Origin of the sequence: Paenibacillus sp. FSL R7-0333 (genome assembly GCF_038000365.1) — a bacterium.
Lineage (GTDB): Bacteria > Bacillota > Bacilli > Paenibacillales > Paenibacillaceae > Paenibacillus_AQ > Paenibacillus_AQ silagei.
Genome location: NZ_JBBOBZ010000001.1, coordinates 7,578,446 through 7,599,681, shown reverse-complemented (window position 1 = coordinate 7,599,681; position 21,236 = coordinate 7,578,446). Strand labels below are relative to the sequence as shown.

Here is a 21,236-nt window from a genome sequence, read left to right as displayed (position 1 = left end):
CATTCTTATATTTGCGCGCAAAGAAGCGATAAGGATTAGGTCCTTATCGCTTGTGTTGGTATTCCAGCAAGTTGCCGCTTTTATTCTCCCTTATAGGCCTTACGCAGTTCCGTAAGCTCGAACTTCTTCATCTGCAGAAAAGCCTTCGTCACACGCGCCAGCTGCTCCGGTGTGCCCTTCTTCATCATCTCATTCATCTCCACCGGAATAATCTGCCAGGAGATACCGAAGGCATCCTTCAGCCAGCCGCATTGCTCGGCTTCAGGAACTGCGGACAGCTTGTCCCAGTAGTAGTCAATCTCTTCCTGAGAATCGCAGGACACCATGAAGGAGACGGCTTCATTGAAGCTGAACTGATGATTATGCGCACTGTCCATGACCGTGAACCACAGATTCTCCAGCATGAAGTCTGCGAACATAATCGTTCCTTCCTGATCCGGCGCAGAGCCTGCCGGGTAGCGGGTAAGAAGACCTTGCCGCGAATCCTTGAATACGGATAAGTAGAAGGACATCGCCCCCTCCGCCTTCCCGCACTGATCCCCTACGAACAACAAGGAAGGAATAATTGCAGGCCGCTCCTCCCCTGCCGGATTCGTTAGAATCAGCTGCCAGGACACCCCATACTTGTCCTGAATCCAGCCGTACCGCTCACTGAACGGATACTTGCCAAGCGGCATCAAGGCGGTGCCGCCTTCCGCTAACTTATCCCACACCTCATCTAATCTCTCTGCTGCATCCTTTTCCCGTGAGGGATCAAAATTTACAAAGAAAGACACCGACGGATTCAGCTTGAAATAAGGACCTCCGCTGATCGCCATGAACGGCTGCCCCCAGACCTCAAAAGAGACCTGATCCGCATCGCCGGACGGCGTATCCTGAATGGTGGTCACACTCGTTACCTTGGATTCCGGGAACACAGTAGCGTAAAAGCGGGCGGCTTCTGCCGCCTCCTTGTCATACCATAGATGCGGGACAATTCTCTGTCTGATACTGGCCACAACGATTCCTCCTCAGCTTCCTGTCCATTCCGATCCAGGGATAGGGGCTTTAATTTGCTTTATTATACACTACAGGGAGGCTCCTTTATTCTTTATTCGGACAAGGTTGCCCAGCCTCCGGCCTCGCACGTATAGGCTAATTCTCTTCCCCTTCTTCCTCCATGTGCCCTAAATAGTCATAATAGAATTCGACCATGGCATCTCCAAAGCCCCAGCCAATATCATGACTACGTTCCATCAACCTTCTGCAACGGTCTACAAATTTTTCCTCCAAATCATTCTTCATAATGTATTCCAACGCTTGTCTATAAATACTGGACACCGTCAGATAGAACCGCTCATCGATGTCTCCGTAAGCCCGGGTGAAGTCCACCCCGCACTCCACCGTGAACACCATAATTTCAGCAATCTGCTCCTTGTTGGCGGATACCTTACTGAAGTCCTTAATCGCCTTCTTAATAACGGGGTAGCGCAGAACCTCTCCTCTGTCGCCAAATTGCTTCTCAATGATTTTCTTGTATTTATTCAGAATCTCTTTCTCATTTGGAGTTAACAATGATATGTAATATTCCTCAAGCATCGGTTGCTGCTTCACCAGATTCATCATTTCTTCAACAAGCTCTTCCTTCGTAAATTGGTTCAGATGCTTTTTGAGTGTTGTTTTTCTTAGCTTCGGCACTGGAGCACTCCTCTCTAGGGCTTTCAAGGTATACTATAACAACTTTATAGTACGGATTTCATCCTCACTTAGAGCAGTTAGTTTAACGACAGACGCATGATCCATCGCCATAGCTAACAAATTTCGTGCAACTTCTATTTTCCCTTTTTTTACACCTGCCATTTTCGCACTACTCAGCATGGACGCCTCATCATGCAGATACTTCTGTCTGGCTTCATACAACCGTTTTGCCTCAGAATCATGACTCAAATACTGCAAAGTACTCATCACCTTTACTAATCCCGGTTCATTCATCTTCAGCACCTCCCAGTGTGATGTATCGGCACCATTTAAGAACAACTACCTAATCGATCAAAAGACCGCCATAAGACGGTCTCTCTAAAAATTTCCTTTATATTCGATACCATTAACTATATAAGGCTCTACAAAATTAAACGCCTCTTCCAGAGTATGCACATCCCAATTCTCTTTTCTGTGCCTCCGGTTGCCAGGAATGTGATGATGGTGATGAGGTTCGGTAATTACCTTGAACTCTTCAGGTGTATCTGGTGAATCATGAGGGTCATTACCCCAAGCTGATATATGATGCAGACTGACGCCCATCTTAGGAATGATAATTTTCCAGCTATAAGTGTATCTTCGGACATACCCAGCGGCGTCGTATGATTCTAGCGCATGTAAACCAGTAATGCCGTGTACAGGATGTTCTTTTAAAGGAAAAAGCACATCTAACTTATTTGTATTTCTCGTGTAATTACCATAGATACCTGAATTCCCTGGAACATTAGGATAAGTCTCAAGCAAATGACCGAATTGAGCTGTAATACTAAAAAGATTCGCGGGTAAGAGTTTTTTGAGAGCTAATTGCTCAATCTTACTTTGCGTCATTTGCACCTCCGCTGAGCTTCATAATTTCAGCTAATTCCTCTTCGAGGTCTAACCACCGATGGTAATCCGTTGGATCATCCATTTCATCACCATTGTAGTCTGCAAATGCTTCCTTAAACGTTTTACCTTTAAATTTTAGTTGAAGATCCATCAGTTCTAGAGCAATTTCCTTAGCTCGCTCCTCTTTTGACTGCTTACCCTTTTTCTTTTCCTGCGCTAGGATCTGCATACGTATACCATATATGGGATCTTTAAGAAGCTCTATGGCATACTTTGGGATTTTACGATGCTTTTCCGTATCAACACAGTCTAGTCCTTGTTTAATATATTTTTGCAAAGTGACCGTAGAAATATTTAAAGCAGCAGCTGCTTCAGATGGTGTCATAAGATAGTGTTCCACAAAAACAAATTCAATCTTTTCTCCGCCTAGCTGCATATACCAATGTTCAAAATCTATTTTGAGTTTCCCAAAATTCAAATCAGATGAGGGTAATTCCATTTTCGAAAAGCGACTAAGCCATTTAATTAAATTGCCTTTATGTTCTTCAGAAAAGAGATAGCTGGGCGTTAGACTCAAAGTCTGCATATCCATTTTAATCGCAGCAACCTTATCTGAAAAAGCAACCAAGAACGTTTTATAAATCATATTGAAGAGAAATTCAGTCTCCTTTTCAAGAATCCCTTCATTCTGTTCTTTATAGCCTATATTGATTTGTTGCTGGGTAAGATCGAAAAGAGCTTTACTCATAAGATTCATCTCCTTTATTCCCCCATTCTAACGCTAACTTTGTTATTTATCAATATCACTAATTATTAATTTATGATTATCGCTAACTATTTATGATAAGTTCATCCAAGACTATGCCATTATTAATATTATGAGTATAGGTAACACCATATAAACAACTGCAATCAATATAATTTCACATAAAAAAAGACCCCAAAGGGCCTTTTTTGATTCCATCTAATCACACCTCAATATCCCGCCGAATACTCCCTACTTTCTTTTAAATTAACAATATCCTGGCCCGTCGGGTTCTGGAAAACGCGAAGTCCAAACAGAGGGATAATCGCAAAAATGTGATCAAAGATATCCGACTGGACGGACTCATACACACCCCAGGTAGTTTCATTGCTGAACGCATAAATTTCTAAAGGCAGTCCGCTGTCTCCTGGTGCTAACTGCCTGACAATGAGCGTCATATCCTTATGAATTTTGGGATGATTGCGCAGATATTCTTGGACATATTCCCGGAACACCCCGATATTCGTTAGCTGTCTTCCATTCACTTTGCTCTCCCTATTGATATGATGTTCCGTATTATAGGCGTTAATTTCATCTAATCTGGTCAGGACATAATTGCTAAGATAGTGAACCTTTTGGAACTCCTCAATCATTTCTTTGGTACAGAAACATATGCTGCTTGTATCAATACAGACACTTCGTTTAATTCTTCTGCCCCCGGAGGCTTCCATCCCCCGCCAATTTTTAAAAGAGTCTGAGATCAGGGCATAGCTCGGAATCATGGTAATGGTTTTATCGAAATTCATCACCTTTACCGTATTCAGCGTAATATCAATTACATTGCCGTCGGCATTATATTTAGGCATTTCAATCCAGTCGCCTACACGAACCATATCGTTAGAAGATAATTGAATACCTGCCACGAGGCCTAATATCGAATCTTTGAACACTAGCATCAGAACAGCGGATAACGCGCCCAGTCCACTAAGCAGAATCAGCGGATTCTGACCCATGAGGTTAGAAATCACCACAATCGCACCAATTATATACAGTATAATCTTCGCAACCTGAATGTAGCCTCTGATCGGCCTCATCTTGGACACTTCATACGTACGATAAATAGCATCGATGGCATCAAGCAGGGCATTAAACACCGTGATCGTTACAATAATCATATAAGCTAAGGCGAACTTTACAATGAAAGACTGATACAGCGGAAAAATAGGCGCGGCGTAATAAATGATAAAGGCCGGAGCGAGATGCGACAGCTTGTGAAATACTTTTTTCTCCAAAAAGATATTATCCCACGTATACCGGTTGTTATGAATGATATGGATGATGATCTTCAGTACGATTTTTTTGGCAACAAGATTAGCCACTATAGAGAGTAAAGCAATACATAAAACCATAATGATGTTCGAGAGATACACAACCATCTGCTCGCTCATTCCATATCCTGCTAGGTGCTCTTGTATAAAATTCATCATTTCCTCCTGACTGGGTGCATAGTAGCCTACAATTATAGAGGATTGTTAGGTGTTATGCAAAAATAAAAATACTTGCAACGCTCAATTTAGTACTGTATAGTTCTACTCATGACAAAGGCAAAAATAATGAACCAAAAACGTGTGCTTGAAGTCGCGGCAGCCTTATTTTTAGAAAAGGGATTTGCTTATACCAGCATGGATGAATTAGTACGTGTAAGCAAAGTGTCCAAATCTAATGTGTATTATCACTTCGCGGATAAGGAAGAATTGTTAGCAGGGGTCGTTGATTATTGGATTGAAACGTATGAGCGGGCAATAGATCAAATCCTTTCTCAGAACCAGTTATCCGTTGAAGATCGTGTCCAGATGTTTTTAAAGCATTTATCGGAGGGAGTTCAGTCAAGAGACTATAAGGGGAGCTGTCCGTTTATTACACTTTATATTCAAACTCCGGCACAAGCTACGCACATCAAGGAAAAAATAGGTCTCTTTTTCACAGGATTACAAATGAAAATCTCTCTATTACTACAACAAGGAGCAGAAAAAGGCGAGTTTAGAGATACGATTCATATTGACGAGGTAGCGGCACTTTTTATAACGAATCTGGAAGGAGCGCTGTTTCTTGCAGAGACATTGAAGGATGCAACGGTGATCACGAGAACAGCAAGCCACCTTTTCAACTTGCTTCGATAAGAAGCATTTTTTTTACACAAAATTAGTACCAATCAGCACTAAAAGGAGCGCGGTTGATATGAGAACCATATTTTTAACAGGTGGAACAGGTTTTATTGGGAGGCAACTCGTGGAGGAGCTTCTTAAAGAGGAGGTTATGATTTTTCTTTTAGTGAGGTCGAAAAGTAAAGCAACACGCGTTTTTCAGAAAAAAGGTTTTTTCAACGAGGCAGCCATGCACTTTATTGAAGGTGATTTGACGAAACCAGATTTAGGTCTAAGTGATGAAGATAAGAAGAAGGTACTGAGCACGGATGTTATTATTCACGCAGGCGGACAAATGGATATTCAAGCGACAACGCAAGAAGCAACCTCTGTATTTTTAAACGGTGCCAAGCATATCAGTGAATTCGCTAAACGTATCCATCAATTGAAGGGTTTGCAGCAATTTATTCATGTAGTTGGATATATGTCCCCCTTTGATGACCATAACAGCAAGGTTGCGATCGATGTGTTTAAAGAAGGACACGACTATCTGAAAATAAAAAATCCTTATGAAAGAACCAAATTTTTAGCAGATCTGTATATTCGCCAGCAGGCCTCCGCAATCGGCTATCCACTGTCTGTGATTAATCCACCCACCGTAGTCGGCAGCAGTACAACAGGAAGTACGGAGCAGGTTGCCGGCTTAGGCTTGCTTGTGGAGAGTATGCGCAGAGGGCTGATGCCAGTTATACCTGGAGGCAAGGGGTATAAATTACCGCTGATTGCAAACGATGCGCTGGCGAAGTTTATGGTTCAGGTTGTTAAGCTGGAGACATCGTCAATTCAAACCTATACCCTTGTTCCAGACCAACCGCTGGACCCGGATATATCTGAATTATTAGGCGTGATGTCAGAAAGTATGAATATGCCCGCACCTACAATCTCTGTGCCGCTTCGCTTCATGAAGGCACTTATGAACAGCGGGCTCAGTAAAATCACACAAATTCCATCGGATGGACTGAACTTTATTACAAATCGAAAGTTTTCAAATGATTTACCGAAAAAAGTCATGGGAGCAGATTGGTTTACTAAGACGAGTGTTATGAATTTTTTCCCGGCCGTAGTCGCAGATTTGGATTATCGCCTGATGTACCCAAATAACCAGCATAATCATTCATTTGAACGAACCTTAACCGGAAATACTGTGATTTATCAAATACCAGGCGAGGGCAGGCCATTTATTTTATTCCATGGTTTGTTGAGTGATGGAGCCGATTTATTTCCTTTAGGTCTAGAGCTTCATGAACAAACGGGTCAACCTGTATGGATTCCGGATCTTCCAGGTTTAGGACGGTCCCCTTTTAAGCATGAGAAGAATCTTATAGATCTCTATTTGAATGTAGTTAAGGAGTTATCAGGAAAAGCTGCTCATGGCGCACATTGGATTGGCCATTCCTTCGGAGCGGTTATTCTGCTGGAAGCGTTAGCGCGAGAGTACCTGGATACGAAGAATACGATTACTTTACTTCAGCCACCTGTTGAGAGAAAAAATCCTAAGTCGTTTCATGCTCCTCAAATTATGAACAAGTGGGCATTGAAATTAGCAACGGCTAATTCATTAGAACGTTATTTAATTGGTCATGGTCTGTTTGAAACCACAGAGAGCATCCCGAAACATTATATTGCCAAAGTACGCAGTAGCTTCACTTCGCCCAGAATTATAAATACCACTCTTCAGCTCAACCATTTTCTGTCGAAAGGCTATCAGGGCGATTTCACCAAAGTACCGGGGTCTAATCTTCATATCATGTGGGGAGATCAAGATCGGCGCTATTCTGCTCCAGTACAGCTTGGTAAGATTGATGTTGTTCCCTATGGTCATCATTTTCCTATTAGCCATCCAGGGGAGACGGCTTGTTATGTGTTAGCGGAACAGTTTATAAATCGAGAACCGGAACCGGTCCGTCCATCCAGTTCAGCTGGCTATCCATCATGAACTGAACCGTCCAATGATGCTCTGCCTGATACCAGTTATTAAATTCCACAATACTCTCGTACAGATTCTCGACGGCTTCCGGCGTTCGTTCTTCCAGTACCCGATGGATGTCCGCCAACAAATTCTCCGGCTTCTTTTCTACCCCTTCCAGAACCTTTAAGAACCACTTATAAGAAGGGAACAGCGTTTCGTTGTGTACCAAAATCAGCCTACCTGCGAAAAAGGCATAGTGGGTCAAACAGTAGTCGATTAATAAACGATTGTTGCGTTTCAGTCCTTCGTAATAATACCATTTCCAGGTTTCGAATTGTGCATAGAACTTCTGCATGTTCTCTGCCTTTTTCTCCACCGGATATCGGGGAGCGTCTTGGACCAACTGTTCCAACCCCTCAATATTGGAATACGTGACGAACGCATCCTGGAATGCGAACTTAGCAGGATCGCTGCCGGATTCGGCCACTTGCTTGATGTAGGAAGCGGATACAACCTTCCCGTCCACGTAACCGCCTTCATAAGAACAGGATTCCGTTTCAAAATACCCAAGATTATGGATGGAACAAGCTTTCTTGTAATCCTCTTCAGAAAGGACGATCATAATGTCGATATCAGAGGTTTCGCCCGCAAAGCCATGCGCCACGGAACCCCCGATGATGATCCCTTGTACGTCGGGTCTGGCTTTAAGCTTGTTGGTGATGGCATCAATGGCAGCTTGATGATGGGGATACATAATACATCCACTCCAATTAAATTAATATAAACATTAATTAGTAATCCAATACATTAATCATAAGGTAATAATATTCTACTTTTGAAATTCCCGCAATCCCCCGAATAAATCAATCATCACCCCTAATAAAGGAAGGCATCGTTAGTAACAAAAAAAGGGAGCACCCTCACATTGGATGCTCCCACATTTTTTACTTCCTCAAAGCATTGATCTCCTGCTCTGTTAATCCAGTGGCCTTTGCAATCGTCGTTATGTCCAGATTCAAGTCAAGCATATTCTTCGCTACTTCCTTTATACCTGCCAATTTAGCACTTCCCAGCATAGATGCTTCATCATGAAGATACTTCTGTCTAGCCTCATAAAGTCGTCTAGCATCAGAATCCTGACTCAAATATTGCAGAGTATCCATTGCCTTTTCCAAACCCGGCTCATTCATCTTCAGCACCTCCCATTGTGATATATCGGCACCTTTCAGGAACAACAGCCAATTGATCAATCCGCCTTCAGACGGAACACTATGTTCATCCAGCTTCGGCAACTCCAAAAAATGAACCTCAATGTCATCAATCAAGGATATTCCTGTCCGGTCTTCCCGCAAATGAAATACGTTATGATATTGCTGATTCTTCAAGAACAAATAATTCAAAATATTGATCGTTACGCATTTTTTCAACTCTAGATACTTCTCACCCTCACTGAGTTGACTCGCATATCGTTTACTCCAGTAAAAGAGAGTTCTTTTCTCTATGTCGTATTTATTAAATAACTGCATCTCTATATCAATTAGTTTACCTTCAGAAGTCTTGGCATAAACATCAAAGATGGATTGTTTGTCGAGTGGATCGTCTTTGTCCGTATAGGGATTCATTAGAATGATCTCGGTCAGCGGCGGCTCGCCAGCCTCTGTAAAAATGCGGTTAAGAAACGCCAGCAGCACATCCTTATTATTCTCGCTGCCAAATATCCGTTTGAACACAAAATCCACACGCGGGTCGAGTAATTCCATCGGCATCAGCTCCATTCTTTAATATTTATTATAACATTTTTCATTTGAAATGGGCTTAGAAGGAAAATACCTATAACGAAAAAAGACACCTATTAAGGTGTCTTTCACTGATACTCCATATGGAGCCGAGGGGAGTCGAACCCCTGTCCGAAGATAACGGCACATAAGCTTCTACGAGTGTAGTTACAGTTTTGATGTCACCCTAGAAGCCCCCCGTAACCGGGTCCCCTTCGGGTCAGCCTGATTATCTTCTTCAGCTCACCCCAGGCGGAGATGAGACAGCGTATTCCACTATTTGTTAGCCCCTAGCCCTGTCACATGGACGATGCAGAGTAGAAGCACGCACACAGTTTCTTAGGCTGCGAAAGCGTAGTTGTTTTGTTGTTTGCCGTTTAATAGGCTTTAGCGTTGATGAAGCGGACGCGTCCCCACTACTCGCTACTCATGCTCGAACTATCCCCGTCGAATCCAAGAACGGCCCCTCATTAGAAAGGGCGCTTCGGATGAACGGATCAGTCACAAGCACAAATGCTGATCCGGTACACAGCGATCTGACTTAAGATGGCTGTTCAGAAGCAAAAAATCTACTTACCCAGTATAGCACATTTATCAACACTTTAACACGTGGGTTAAAGGAATTGAAGGTTGAATCTGGAACCACTTCGCGCAAGTGCAGTAGTCCGTCTATCTGGCGACCTTCTGCTTGTCACGCAGCACACGCTGGATATCACGCTGTGCGTCACGCTTCGCGGCGGAATCCCGTTTGTCGTATTCCTTCTTCCCCTTACCCAGACCAATCAGCAGCTTGGCGTAGCCATTACGCACATAAATCTTAAGCGGCACAATGGTGAAGCCATCCCGTTTGGACGAGCCCAGCAGCTTGTGTATCTGCTCCTTATGCATCAGCAGCTTACGCGTGCGCGTAGGGTCGGTAGGATTGGCACGGTTTCCCTGTTCAAAAGGACTGATATGCATGTTGTGGATATGAATCTCGCCATTACGGATCGTTGCGAACGCATCCCCAATGTTAGCGCGGCCATTACGCAGCGATTTGATCTCTGTTCCTGTAAGAACCAAACCCGCTTCGTAGGTGTCCTCAATAAAATAGTCATGGGAAGCTTTTTTGTTCTGGGCGAGCACTTTCCCGTCTGCTTTTTTACCCATGAGCGTCACTCCTTGAATCGAATTCCCGGCAATCCTTCACGGACACCAGGTCTATATTGTATCAAAAGCGGAGCTGCCAACGCAAGGAAGGATCGCTCTATGCCGCGGTCGTGTGAAGCTTGATTCTTATTAAAAAAGCACTGTCCCCCTAAAGGAACAGCGCTCATATCGTTCAGCCTACGCCTTAGGTTTCTTCTTGCGCTTACGGCGCCCGCTCTTCTCGCCAGTGTCAGCACCGGCCTGGCCTGCGGACTCCCCGCTGCCTGGCGTCACGGAGGGGCTAATGAACACGCCGCCCTTCTTCTTGCGGCGGCCCTTGCCCTCCGGCGCTGCGCCGCGCCCGTCGGCCCCCAGATCCTCGCGGCTGCGGAACCGTGTACTCGCGTCTACGCCGCGCAGCTCACCGCCCGCCTGCTCAGACCCGCCACCGCCCGGCGCGCCGTAGCCGCCCTTGCCCGAGCCAAAGCCGAAGGCGATGCCTCTGCCGCCCTCGCGCGGAGCGCCAGACCCGCCGGCTTCGCCCCGGCGGTCCGCCTTGCCGCCGCCCGCTGCGCCTGCGGCGTTCCCGGCGCCTGCCGCAGCGGCGCCGAAGCCACCAGCCGCTTCACCGCCGCCAGCGGGAGAAGCATTCTTGCTCTTACCAGCGGCACCTGCGCCGCCGCTCTTCCCCTTACCGCCAGCACCGAAGATCGCGCCGTTCTTGCCCTTGGCAACACCACTCTTGCCTCCGGCAGCAGCGCTGCCGGGCTTTCCTTTACCGCCACGGCCCTTGCCGCCTCCAGCCTTACCGGCGGGCTTGCTGAAGCCACCTGCGCCCGGACGGCCGCCTTTGCCGCCATAGCTCCGGTGGTCTCCGGCCGCCCGCGGCTTCATATCAACCAGCTCGAAGTCGATGGTGTGGTCATCCATGTTAACCTTGGCAACCCGGATTTTCACTTCATCGCCGATGCGGAAGACCTTGGAGGTACGCTCGCCGATCAGCGCCATATGAGCTTCATCGAAGTGGTAGTAGTCGTCTGTCAGCGCACTGAGGCGAATGAGACCTTCGACCGTATTGTCCAGCTCAATGAACATCCCGAAGCTGGTCACGCTGCTGATCATGGCGTCGAATTCCTCGCCAACCTTGTCCTGCATGAACTCTGCTTTCTTCAGTTGCTCGGTATCGCGCTCGGCTTCAACAGCCACTCGCTCACGTTCCGAGGACTGCTGGGCAATATCCGGCATCCGGGAGGCCAGATATTCGTGGCGCTTCTCGCTCAGCGCTCCGCCATTCTCAAGCACCTCACGCATCACACGGTGGATGACCAGATCGGGATAACGGCGGATCGGTGAGGTGAAGTGGGAATAGAACTCCGCTGCCAGTCCGAAGTGCCCGGTGCTCTCGGCATCATACTTCGCCTGCTTCATGGAGCGCAGCATCATCGTGCTGATTACCGTCTGCTCCTTCGTTCCCTGAATCTGCTCCAGCAGATCCTGCAGGGCACGCGGGTGAACCGAATTCCCCCGGCCCTTCACGTGGTAGCCGAAGTTAGCCGCAAAAGCCATGAAGTTCTGCAGCTTCTCCGGGTCCGGGTCCTCATGAATCCGGTACAGGAACGGAACCTTCAGCCAGTGGAAGTGCTCCGCCACCGTCTCATTAGCCACCAGCATGAATTCTTCAATAATCTGCTCCGCCACAGAGCGTTCACGTTTTACAATATCGATAGCCTTACCGGCCTCATCTACAATAATCTTGCTCTCCTCAAAATCGAAATCCACCGCCCCGCGCCGCATCCGGGCACCCCGCAGCTTCATCGCCAGCTCCTTCATCAGGCGGAAATCCCCGATCAGCGGAGCATAACGCTCCAGCAGCTCAGGATCTTCATCCTCGACAATCTTACGTACGTCAGAGTAGGTCATTCTCTCCTTCGTACGGATGACACTGGTGAAAACATCGTGGTTCACGACCTTCATCTGCTCGTCGAATTCCATTTCACAGGACATCGTCAGACGGTCAACCTGCGGATTCAAGCTGCAGATCCCGTTCGACAGCCGGTGCGGAAGCATCGGAATGACACGGTCCACCAGGTACACACTGCATCCGCGGTCATAGGCTTCCTTGTCCAGCTCAGAGCCTTCACGCACATAATAGCCTACGTCAGCAATATGAACGCCCAGCTTATAATGGCCATTCTCCAGACGCTCAACGTTGACCGCATCATCCAGATCCTTGGCATCTGCGCCGTCAATCGTTACGATATTGAGCCCGCGCAGATCACGCCGCCCCTGCTCGATAATCTCTTCATCAGTGATCGAATCCGGCGCCTGCTCCGCTTCCGTCATCACCTCAGCCGGAAAAGCCTCCGGAAGCTGATGCTTACGGATTACCGACAGAATATCCACGCCCGGATCATCCTTATGGCCAAGGATCTCAATGATCTCACCCTCAGCCGCAGCACGGCCCTCCGGATAGCTCACAATGCGGACAACCACCTTTTCCCCGTCAACCGCACCCTTGAAAGACTCCCTTGGGATGAAAATATCCCGGTTAATCCGCTTATCATCAGGCAGCACGAAGCCGTAGGTCTCCAGGCTCTGGAAGACACCCACCGTCTGCGACACACCTCTGATCAGAATCCGTTCCACTTCGCCTTCCATTCGCCCGCCGGACGGGCTCTTAGAGGTAATACGGATCAAGACGATATCGCCGTTCATAGCACCCTTCAGATCGTTCGCGTGGATATACACATCCGGGTGCTCCCGGTTATCGGGAATCAGAAAAGCAAAGCCCTTGGCATGAACCTGCAGCCGTCCGCGCAGCAAATCCATCCGCTCAGGCACACCATAACGGCTACCCCGGGTTAATATGATCCGGCCGTCCTTTTCCAAGTCAATCAGTAAGGCCTCAAAGGCCTTGAATTCAGCACTATCCTCAGTGGAGAAATGGCTCACCAGTTCTTCATAAGTTAGTGGTTTATAAGCGGTCTCCCGCATGAAATCAAGTAAAATTTCCTGTGTTATCATGTTCGTCACCTTCTCTTCTCCGCTCCGCAGCATTCCTATGCCGCTGGCATATATGTATGCCTTGTCCTATTGCACAACTAATCATTTCAAGTAAAATTTACCTCTCTATACTTCATACCCTAGTATACACGAATTTAATCCCGGGCATCCCTGTTATGATGTTCACAATATTAAATCTGCATACAAAAAAACCTCCGCCTATTCCATTTCAGAACAGAGCGAAGGTTTACTGTAGGCATACTATTCAACAACAATGGCAACAACAATTGACATGATGAAGAATCCGGCCGCCAGGCCAACTGTTACACGCTGCAGCACAAGCTCCATACCGCGCGCCTTTGTTTTACCGAAGAGATGCTCAGCACCGCCGGAGATGGCACCGGAAAGACCTGCACTTTTCCCTTTTTGCAGAAGAACGACCGCAATCAGACCTACGGCAAAAATCAGAAGCACCACTTTCAAAAAGATATCCATTCACTTCCACCTCCTACGTCCAAGCATCACTATCTATGCTAAATTAGAATTTCCGTTTCATAAACAGCATTTTTATTTTATCATAGCCACAGAATGAATACAACCTTCCAGACGGCATTCCCGCCCTATCACACTATGAAAATCTCATGTTGTCCCTCTATCGCGGATATCAACATCAAAAAAGCCTGCCGGAAACCGGCAGGCTCATTGTATCTATAGATTCAAAAGAAATTATCTTTTGAGGTTGTAGAAGGATTTCAGGCCGTTGTATTGAGCCAATTCGCCCAGCTCGTCTTCGATGCGAAGGAGTTGGTTGTATTTAGCCACACGGTCTGTACGGGAAGGAGCACCAGTCTTGATCTGGCCAGCGTTAGTCGCTACAGCGATGTCAGCGATGGTGCTGTCTTCGGACTCACCGGAACGGTGGGAGATAACAGCTGTGTAACCGGCACGTTTCGCCATTTCGATCGCATCGAAGGTTTCAGTCAGTGTACCAATCTGGTTAACCTTAACCAGGATGGAGTTACCAATACCCTTTTCGATACCTGTTGCCAGACGCTCAGTGTTTGTAACGAACAGGTCGTCACCCACCAATTGGACTTTGTCGCCCAATTTTTCAGTCAGCAATTTCCAGCCATCCCAGTCATCTTCGGACATACCGTCTTCGATTGTGATGATTGGATACTTCTCAACCCATGAAGCCAGCAGGTCAACATACTCAGCGGAAGTGTAAGATTTACCTTCGCCCGCAAGTGTGTACTTACCATCTTTGTAGAACTCAGTGGAAGCAACGTCCATACCGAGGAATACGTCAACGCCTGGTTTGTAACCGGCTTTTTCGATGGCTTCAATGATTGTAGTGATCGCTTCTTCATTGGAACCCAGGTTCGGTGCGAAGCCGCCTTCGTCGCCAACAGCTGTGTTCAGGCCTTTGGATTGCAGTACGGATTTCAGGTTGTGGAAGATTTCTGCACCAGTACGCAGTGCTTCCTTGAAGCTTGGAGCGCCTACAGGAAGAACCATGAACTCTTGAACGTCGATGTTGTTGTCAGCATGCTCACCACCGTTGATGATGTTCATCATTGGTACTGGAAGCGTCTTGGCGTTGAATCCGCCCAGGTATACGTACAAAGGAATATCCAGAGCAGTTGCAGCAGCGCGAGCTACAGCCATGGATACAGCCAGGATTGCGTTAGCGCCCAGCTTGCCTTTGTTAGGAGTTCCGTCCAGAGTGATCATCAGCTTGTCGATGCCCACTTGGTCAAGAGCGTCCATACCGATTACTTCTGGAGCGATAATTTCATTTACGTTCTCAACAGCTTTCAGAACGCCTTTACCCATGTAACGGGATTTGTCGCCGTCACGAAGCTCTACAGCTTCATGAGCGCCAGTGGAAGCGCCGGAAGGAACGATAGCGCGGCCTTTTGCGCCGGACTCCAGATATACGTCAACCTCTACAGTAGGGTTACCACGGGAGTCAAGGACTTCGCGTGCATACACATCAGAAATAATAGTCATGTAAGTTTAATCTCCTTTTATACAATGGTTTTGGGTTTACACAAACAGGGTGTCTTGCTTATTTGCGGCTGGCAATCATGGATTGTCCGGTCATTTCCGCAGGCTGCGGAAGTCCCATCAGATCTAAGATTGTCGGTGCCACATCTGCGAGAATACCAGCTTCGCGCAGAACTACATCTTCAGTGGTAACGATGAACGGTACCGGGTTGGTGGTATGGGCTGTGAACGGACGTCCGTTCTCATCGAATACCATATCCGCATTTCCGTGGTCGGCAATGATAATAGCAACGCCGCCCTTGGCAACTACAGCATCCACAACCTTGCCTACGCATTCGTCCGTTACTTCGACTGCCTTGATTGTAGGCTCCAGCATGCCGGAGTGTCCTACCATATCAGGGTTAGCAAAGTTCAGGATAATGGCATCCTGTCTGTCCGCCTCGATCTCCGCTACGCAGGCCGCCGCCACTTCGTAAGCGCTCATCTCTGGCTTCATATCATAGGTTGCCACCTTCGGCGAGTTGATCAGGATACGGGTCTCGCCCGGAAGCTCCTCATCGCGTCCGCCGCTGAAGAAGAAGGTCACATGCGGATACTTCTCGGTCTCTGCAATACGCAGCTGCTTCTTGTTCTGCTGAACCAGCACTTCACCGAGCGTGTTGTCCAGATTCTTCGGGGAGTAAGCCACGAAGCCTTGAACTGTCTCACTGAAGGTAGTCAGACATACGAAATGCAGGTTCTCCGGGAACTTCGGACCACGGTCGAAGCCGCGGAAATCGGAATTGGTGAATACTTGCGACAGCTGGATGGCACGGTCAGGACGGAAATTAAGGAAAATGACGGAATCGCCGCTCTCCACGGTCGCAACCGGGTTGTTCTGGCTGTCTACAATTACACTTGGCTCCACGAATTCATCGAACACAGAATTCTGGTAGGATACAGTGATGGCCTGAAGGGCATCGGTATATTTAGGGCCTTCCCCATATACCATTGCACGGTAAGCCTTCTCTACACGTTCCCAGCGCTTGTCACGGTCCATCGCGAAGTAGCGTCCGGATACCGTAGCAATCGTACCTACGCCAACCTCTTCAATCTTGGCGACCAGATCCTGAATGAACTTCTGTCCACTGTCGGGTGGTACGTCACGGCCATCCATGAAGGCATGAATATAGACTTCATGCAGATCTTCTTTTTTGGCCAGATCGAGCATGGCGAACAGGTGATTGATGTGGCTGTGTACGCCGCCATCGGATACCAGTGCATAGAGGTGAAGCTTTTTGCCGGTTGACTTAGCGCTTCTTACGGCAGCCACCAGCGTCTCGTTATCGAAGAATTCTCCATCACGGATCGACTTGTCGATACGGGTCAGGTCTTGATATACAATCCGGCCGGCACCAATGTTAAGGTGCCCTACTTCAGAGTTACCCATTTGGCCTTCCGGCAGACCTACAGCTTCACCGCAAGCGGTAAGCGTAGTATTCGGATATTGCTTCAGGTAACGGTCGTAGTTCGGCTTGTTGGCTTGGGCAACAGCGTTGCCTTCATCCGTGTTCCGCAGTCCGAAGCCGTCCATGATAATCAGTGCTACAGGTCTTGGAGCTGACATTCTTACTTCGCCCCCTCAACGAGTGAAACGAAGGAAGCAGGCTGCAGGCTGGCACCGCCGACGAGAGCGCCGTCGATGTCGCTTTGACTCATGTACTCCGTTACATTCTCAGGCTTCACACTGCCGCCGTATTGGATACGGACTGCATTAGCCGTTGCTTCATCGTACAGGCCTTTAACAAGGGTACGGATATAAGCAATAACTTCGTTAGCATCCTGGGAAGTGGAGGATTTACCTGTACCAATCGCCCAGATCGGCTCATAAGCGATAACTACGCTTGCTGCCTGCTCTGCGCTAAGACCGGCAAATGCCGCTTCAGTCTGCACCTTGCATACGTCCTTAGTCTGGTCAGCTTCGCGCTCTTCCAGCTTTTCGCCTACGCAGACAATTGGAGTAATGCCGTGACGGAAGGCCGCATGCATCTTCTTGTTAACGATTTCGTCCGTTTCACCGAAATAAGCACGGCGTTCGGAGTGGCCGATAATAACGTACTCTACACCAAGATCCTTCAGCATTACGCCGCTGATCTCACCTGTATAAGCGCCGTTATCTTCGAAGTGCAGGTTCTGTGCACCAATTTTGATGGTAGTGCCTTGTACCGCTGCAACCAGTGCAGGCAGGTTCGTGAATGGCGCGCAGATTACAGTCTCTACGCCTGCCACTTCCGCCTGGCCTTTGATTTCAGCGATGAAGCCTTCGGCTTCCGGAACGGTTTTGAACATTTTCCAGTTGCCTGCAATAATAGGTGTTCTACTCATAGTGATGTATTGCCTCCCTCTTCGGTATTACTTGTCGTTCAGTGCTTCTACACCTGGAAGAGCCTTACCTTCCATGAACTCGAGCGATGCGCCGCCGCCAGTGGAGATGTGATCCATCTGGTCTGCGAGGTGGAATTTCTCAGCAGCCGCAGCGGAATCGCCGCCGCCAATAACAGTGTAGCCTTCGGTAGTAGCACAAGCTTGAGCCACAGCCTTGGTACCTTCAGCGAAGATGTCGATTTCAAATACGCCCATCGGTCCATTCCATACAACCAGCTTGGAGTTTTTGATAATATCGGCATAGATTTCACGGGTCTTAGGACCGATGTCCAGACCTTCCCAGTCTGCGGGAATCTCTGTTGCATCTACAATCTTAGTGTTGGCATCTGCACCGAACTTGTCAGCGACTACAACGTCAACCGGAAGCACGAAGTTCTTGCCCAGCTTCTTGGCCTTCTCGATGAATCCAAGCGCTGCATCAATCTTGTCGTTGTCTACCAGGGATTTACCGATTTCGTAACCTTGAGCCTTGGTGAACGTGTAAGAGAGGCCGCCGCCAATCAGTACATTGTCAGCCAGATTCAGCAGATTGTCGATAACGTCAATCTTGTCTTTCACCTTGGAACCGCCGATGATGGCAGTGAAAGGACGTTCCGGGTTAGAAAGCGCCTTGCCGAGAACGGACAATTCCTTCTCCATCAGAAGACCGGATACTGCCGGCAGGAAGTGAGCGATTCCTTCTGTCGAAGCATGGGCACGGTGAGCTGCGCCGAATGCGTCATTAACGAACAGGTCAGCCAGTTCAGCGAACTGCTTAGCCAGTTCAGGATCATTCTTCTCTTCGCCTTTGTAGAAACGGACATTCTCAAGCACAAGCACATCGCCATCGTTCAGTTCAGCGATTTTCGCTTTTACAGCTTCACCAATGGCCTCATCAGCCTTGGCTACCGGTTTGCCGAGCAATTCAGACAAACGGACTGCAGCGGAAGTCAACCGCATGGAATCGACGAATTCGCCTTTAGGACGGCCCATATGGCTGGCCAGAATGACCTTTGCACCGTTCTCAATCAGGTATTTAATTGTTGGAAGGGTTTCGCGGATACGGGTATCATCAGTGATCTTGCCGTCTTCCACTGGCACATTGAAATCTACACGCACGAATACGCGTTTGCCTTTTACTTCTACATCACGGACACTTTTTTTGTTCATGATTAACATTTCCTCCACACCCAAAATTGGTTCCTTCACAAAGCCATTTCACGCGAATCCAGTTCATTTAGAAAGAGCGGAAACAGACTTTCCTTGTTTCCGCTCTATTGTACTTCTTATATGAAATCGGTCTTATTTAGCAAGCTTAGCGAATTTCTCCAAAGTACGAACCAGCTGTGCAGTGTAGGACATTTCATTGTCATACCAAGCAACAGTTTTAACCAGCTGTTTGTCGCCAACAGTCAGTACTTTAGTCTGAGTTGCATCGAACAGGGAACCGAAAGTCATACCCTTGATGTCGGAAGATACGATTTCGTCTTCAGTGTAGCCGTAAGTTTCTGGGTCAGAAGCTTCCTTCATGGCTGCATTGATTTCTTCAACAGTTACGCTCTTATCCAGAACAGTAACCAGCTCAGTCAGGGAACCTGTAGCTACAGGCACACGTTGTGCTGCACCGTCAAGCTTGCCCTTCAGTTCTGGAATAACCAGGCCGATGGCTTTAGCAGCACCGGTAGTGTTAGGAATGATGTTCTCAGCAGCAGCGCGGGCGCGTCTGAAATCGCCTTTTGCGTGTGGAGCATCAAGAGTGTTCTGGTCACCTGTGTAAGCGTGGATCGTAGTCATCAGGCCTTCGATGATACCGAACTTGTCGTTCAGGACTTTGGCCATTGGAGCCAGGCAGTTCGTTGTGCAAGATGCGCCGGAGATTACTGTTTCGGAACCGTCAAGGATGTCATCGTTAACGTTGTACACAACAGTTTTCATGTCGCCTGTAGCTGGAGCGGAAATAACTACTTTCTTAGCTCCGCCTTTAAGGTGCTTCTCAGCGGCTTCTTTAGTTGTGAAGAAACCAGTACATTCCAGAACGATATCAACGCCAAGCTCTCCCCAAGGAAGTTCTTCAGGGTTGCGGTTCGCCAGAACCTTAACATCTTTACCGTTTACTTTGAAGAATCCGTCATGAACTTCAACGTCTCCCTGGAATTTACCTTGAGTTGTATCATATTTAAGCAAATGAGCAAGCATCTTAGCGTCAGTCAAGTCATTGATTGCTACCACTTCGATACCTTCTACATTTTGAATACGGCGGAATGCAAGGCGTCCAATACGTCCAAAACCGTTAATACCAACTTTTACACTCATTGAATAGTTCCTCCTAGAGTTCGTTTTATTTATTCAAGACAGGCCGTGAGGCTCGTCAAGACAACAATGTTAAGTATAATGCATAAACCCTTTGCGCGCGCCCCATTTAATGGAATCTATAGGGCCTTTTGTAGCTGTGTGTCGATTTCCTTGCCGATTTCAACAGCCGCCGCCTCGTCGATGACGAGAATATCCTCTTGCCCAAACCGCAGCATCGCATGAATGGCCTTCGCCTTGCGTTTGCCACCGGCAATACCGATAACGACTTCCGTACGGATAATGTCTTCCAGGCGCAGCCCCATGGTCCGCATCGTATGAACCACTTCGCCATTTTCATTGAAATAGTATCCGAAGGACTCGGCTACGGCTCCCTCGCTCTGAATCTCTGAGATCGTCCCGGAGTCCAGCTTGCGGCGGTGGGTCATTTCAATGGCGTCGCCTATTCCATGTACAATAATACGCGATCTGCGGATAATTTGTACAATCTCTCCAATATTGGAGTCCTGCGCAAGCGACTCATATGCGTCTCCGCTAAGCAGATCGGGCACATGCAGCAGACGGTAATTGGCGCCAATCCGTTTGGCCATGGTTGAAGCAATGGTGTTGGCCTGTATCTCCATGCTCTCTCCCAGTCCTCCACGCGCCGGAACAACCCAGGCGTTCTTATAGGAAAGGGATAGCGGCGGGGTCAACTGATCGGCCATCTCGGCTAGCGTTGATCCGCCTGTGACGGCAATCGTATCGTCACTCCGCAGTACGCTGAGCAGTGCCTTGGAGCCTGCGCGCCCCAGCTCACGCTTGGTGAACGGCGATGTCTCACAATCGCCAGGTACCACAATTACTTTGGTGAGACCGTACGTTGTACGAATTTTCTCTTCCAGATCATCCAGGCCGAATAGGCTCTTGGCGACCGGCTCCAGCAGGTCAAGCAGTCTGCGACCGGCATCGCTAATGCGCATACCGACGCTCTCGATCTCAATGAGCCCCTGCGATTTCAGAAGATCCGTCTCGGCGCGCAGCACCCGCTCGGTCATATCAAGCGATGCGGCTAACGTCCTGCGCCCAATAATATCGGACAGCATGATCTGATGTAGAATCGTATACCGTCTCTTAAGGGTTTCCATGAGATCAGGCAGAAGCTGCTTTTGGATTTCCAATAGATTACGCATGCTTTCACTCCT

General features: G+C 47.8%; 19 protein-coding genes and 1 other RNA gene. 2 read left to right on the top strand and 18 right to left on the bottom strand.

What is annotated here, in order from left to right; all coding sequences use genetic code 11:
- Nucleotides 1-80: 80 nt before the first annotated feature.
- From MKY86_RS32865 to MKY86_RS32840, 6 genes are all read right to left on the bottom strand, one after another.
- Nucleotides 81-998, bottom strand: coding sequence for a VOC family protein (locus tag MKY86_RS32865; protein WP_076077116.1), 918 nt, complete (start codon nucleotides 996-998; stop codon nucleotides 81-83).
- Between the two features lie 136 nt (nucleotides 999-1,134).
- Entirely contained in the window at nucleotides 1,135-1,677 is a 543-nt protein-coding gene (locus tag MKY86_RS32860) for a DUF6155 family protein (protein WP_076077113.1), read from the bottom strand.
- A 33-nt stretch (nucleotides 1,678-1,710) separates the two neighbouring features.
- On the bottom strand, nucleotides 1,711-1,971 hold the full coding sequence (locus tag MKY86_RS32855; protein ID WP_076077111.1) for a hypothetical protein: 261 nt from the start codon (nucleotides 1,969-1,971) through the stop codon (nucleotides 1,711-1,713).
- 84 nt (nucleotides 1,972-2,055) lie between these two features.
- On the bottom strand, nucleotides 2,056-2,565 hold the full coding sequence (locus MKY86_RS32850; protein ID WP_076077108.1) for a DUF6516 family protein: 510 nt from the start codon (nucleotides 2,563-2,565) through the stop codon (nucleotides 2,056-2,058).
- On the bottom strand, nucleotides 2,552-3,313 hold the full coding sequence (locus MKY86_RS32845) for a hypothetical protein (RefSeq protein WP_076077106.1): 762 nt from the start codon (nucleotides 3,311-3,313) through the stop codon (nucleotides 2,552-2,554). The genes MKY86_RS32850 and MKY86_RS32845 overlap by 14 nt, the downstream gene beginning before the upstream one ends.
- A gap of 227 nt (nucleotides 3,314-3,540) precedes the next feature.
- Complete coding sequence (locus tag MKY86_RS32840) at nucleotides 3,541-4,794, bottom strand: mechanosensitive ion channel family protein (protein ID WP_076077088.1); 1,254 nt, start codon at nucleotides 4,792-4,794, stop codon at nucleotides 3,541-3,543.
- Nucleotides 4,795-4,923: 129 nt separating this feature from the next.
- Between MKY86_RS32840 and MKY86_RS32835 the strand changes: the two genes are divergently transcribed.
- The gene (locus MKY86_RS32835) at nucleotides 4,924-5,490 is read left to right on the top strand and encodes a TetR/AcrR family transcriptional regulator (RefSeq protein WP_076077085.1); all 567 of its coding nucleotides are present in this window, start codon (nucleotides 4,924-4,926) and stop codon (nucleotides 5,488-5,490) included.
- Between the two features lie 58 nt (nucleotides 5,491-5,548).
- Nucleotides 5,549-7,450: an alpha/beta fold hydrolase gene (locus MKY86_RS32830; RefSeq protein ID WP_076077083.1), complete on the top strand. Its 1,902-nt coding sequence runs from the start codon at nucleotides 5,549-5,551 to the stop codon at nucleotides 7,448-7,450.
- Here MKY86_RS32830 and MKY86_RS32825 read toward each other — a convergent pair.
- The 12 genes from MKY86_RS32825 to MKY86_RS32770 form a co-directional block, all read right to left on the bottom strand.
- Nucleotides 7,392-8,177, bottom strand: a complete 786-nt coding sequence (locus tag MKY86_RS32825) for a nucleotidyltransferase domain-containing protein (RefSeq protein WP_076077080.1) — start codon at nucleotides 8,175-8,177, stop codon at nucleotides 7,392-7,394. The genes MKY86_RS32830 and MKY86_RS32825 overlap by 59 nt on opposite strands.
- A 190-nt stretch (nucleotides 8,178-8,367) precedes the next feature.
- A complete protein-coding gene (locus tag MKY86_RS32820; RefSeq protein WP_340827738.1) occupies nucleotides 8,368-9,183 on the bottom strand; it encodes an Rpn family recombination-promoting nuclease/putative transposase in 816 nt (271 codons plus the stop codon).
- A 117-nt stretch (nucleotides 9,184-9,300) separates the two neighbouring features.
- Nucleotides 9,301-9,665, bottom strand: a transfer-messenger RNA (tmRNA) gene (ssrA, locus tag MKY86_RS32815).
- Between the two features lie 202 nt (nucleotides 9,666-9,867).
- The gene (gene smpB, locus MKY86_RS32810) at nucleotides 9,868-10,347 is read right to left on the bottom strand and encodes an SsrA-binding protein SmpB (protein WP_036690100.1); all 480 of its coding nucleotides are present in this window, start codon (nucleotides 10,345-10,347) and stop codon (nucleotides 9,868-9,870) included.
- A gap of 177 nt (nucleotides 10,348-10,524) precedes the next feature.
- Nucleotides 10,525-13,350, bottom strand: coding sequence for a ribonuclease R (gene rnr / locus MKY86_RS32805; protein WP_076077075.1), 2,826 nt, complete (start codon nucleotides 13,348-13,350; stop codon nucleotides 10,525-10,527).
- A 240-nt stretch (nucleotides 13,351-13,590) separates the two neighbouring features.
- Entirely contained in the window at nucleotides 13,591-13,824 is a 234-nt protein-coding gene (gene secG, locus MKY86_RS32800; RefSeq protein WP_036690096.1) for a preprotein translocase subunit SecG, read from the bottom strand.
- Between the two features lie 231 nt (nucleotides 13,825-14,055).
- Nucleotides 14,056-15,342, bottom strand: coding sequence for a phosphopyruvate hydratase (gene eno, locus MKY86_RS32795; protein WP_036726271.1), 1,287 nt, complete (start codon nucleotides 15,340-15,342; stop codon nucleotides 14,056-14,058).
- A 58-nt stretch (nucleotides 15,343-15,400) separates the two neighbouring features.
- A complete protein-coding gene (gpmI, locus tag MKY86_RS32790; RefSeq protein ID WP_076077072.1) occupies nucleotides 15,401-16,945 on the bottom strand; it encodes a 2,3-bisphosphoglycerate-independent phosphoglycerate mutase in 1,545 nt (514 codons plus the stop codon).
- A 2-nt stretch (nucleotides 16,946-16,947) separates the two neighbouring features.
- The gene (gene tpiA, locus MKY86_RS32785) at nucleotides 16,948-17,703 is read right to left on the bottom strand and encodes a triose-phosphate isomerase (protein ID WP_036726267.1); all 756 of its coding nucleotides are present in this window, start codon (nucleotides 17,701-17,703) and stop codon (nucleotides 16,948-16,950) included.
- 27 nt (nucleotides 17,704-17,730) lie between these two features.
- Nucleotides 17,731-18,912 (bottom strand): phosphoglycerate kinase, encoded by a 1,182-nt coding sequence (locus MKY86_RS32780; RefSeq protein ID WP_036726266.1) that lies wholly within the window; start codon nucleotides 18,910-18,912, stop codon nucleotides 17,731-17,733.
- A 132-nt stretch (nucleotides 18,913-19,044) separates the two neighbouring features.
- Nucleotides 19,045-20,055, bottom strand: coding sequence for a type I glyceraldehyde-3-phosphate dehydrogenase (gap, locus tag MKY86_RS32775; protein WP_036690087.1), 1,011 nt, complete (start codon nucleotides 20,053-20,055; stop codon nucleotides 19,045-19,047).
- A gap of 116 nt (nucleotides 20,056-20,171) precedes the next feature.
- The gene (locus MKY86_RS32770; RefSeq protein WP_036726264.1) at nucleotides 20,172-21,224 is read right to left on the bottom strand and encodes a sugar-binding transcriptional regulator; all 1,053 of its coding nucleotides are present in this window, start codon (nucleotides 21,222-21,224) and stop codon (nucleotides 20,172-20,174) included.
- Between the last annotated feature and the right edge of the window lie 12 nt (nucleotides 21,225-21,236).

Bases quoted from the DNA above. Each gene is read 5' to 3' on its own strand.
- MKY86_RS32855 (WP_076077111.1), bottom strand. From the start codon at position 1,971: ATGAATGAACCGGGATTAGTAAAGGTGATGAGTACTTTGCAGTATTTG.
- MKY86_RS32850 (WP_076077108.1), bottom strand. From the start codon at position 2,565: ATGACGCAAAGTAAGATTGAGCAATTAGCTCTCAAAAAACTCTTACCC.
- MKY86_RS32845 (WP_076077106.1), bottom strand. From the start codon at position 3,313: ATGAGTAAAGCTCTTTTCGATCTTACCCAGCAACAAATCAATATAGGC.
- MKY86_RS32840 (WP_076077088.1), bottom strand. From the start codon at position 4,794: ATGAATTTTATACAAGAGCACCTAGCAGGATATGGAATGAGCGAGCAG.
- MKY86_RS32835 (WP_076077085.1), top strand. From the start codon at position 4,924: ATGAACCAAAAACGTGTGCTTGAAGTCGCGGCAGCCTTATTTTTAGAA.
- MKY86_RS32830 (WP_076077083.1), top strand. From the start codon at position 5,549: ATGAGAACCATATTTTTAACAGGTGGAACAGGTTTTATTGGGAGGCAA.
- MKY86_RS32825 (WP_076077080.1), bottom strand. From the start codon at position 8,177: ATGTATCCCCATCATCAAGCTGCCATTGATGCCATCACCAACAAGCTT.
- MKY86_RS32820 (WP_340827738.1), bottom strand. From the start codon at position 9,183: ATGGAATTACTCGACCCGCGTGTGGATTTTGTGTTCAAACGGATATTT.
- smpB (WP_036690100.1), bottom strand. From the start codon at position 10,347: ATGGGTAAAAAAGCAGACGGGAAAGTGCTCGCCCAGAACAAAAAAGCT.
- rnr (WP_076077075.1), bottom strand. From the start codon at position 13,350: ATGATAACACAGGAAATTTTACTTGATTTCATGCGGGAGACCGCTTAT.
- secG (WP_036690096.1), bottom strand. From the start codon at position 13,824: ATGGATATCTTTTTGAAAGTGGTGCTTCTGATTTTTGCCGTAGGTCTG.
- eno (WP_036726271.1), bottom strand. From the start codon at position 15,342: ATGACTATTATTTCTGATGTGTATGCACGCGAAGTCCTTGACTCCCGT.
- gpmI (WP_076077072.1), bottom strand. From the start codon at position 16,945: ATGTCAGCTCCAAGACCTGTAGCACTGATTATCATGGACGGCTTCGGA.
- tpiA (WP_036726267.1), bottom strand. From the start codon at position 17,703: ATGAGTAGAACACCTATTATTGCAGGCAACTGGAAAATGTTCAAAACC.
- MKY86_RS32780 (WP_036726266.1), bottom strand. From the start codon at position 18,912: ATGAACAAAAAAAGTGTCCGTGATGTAGAAGTAAAAGGCAAACGCGTA.
- gap (WP_036690087.1), bottom strand. From the start codon at position 20,055: ATGAGTGTAAAAGTTGGTATTAACGGTTTTGGACGTATTGGACGCCTT.
- MKY86_RS32770 (WP_036726264.1), bottom strand. From the start codon at position 21,224: ATGCGTAATCTATTGGAAATCCAAAAGCAGCTTCTGCCTGATCTCATG.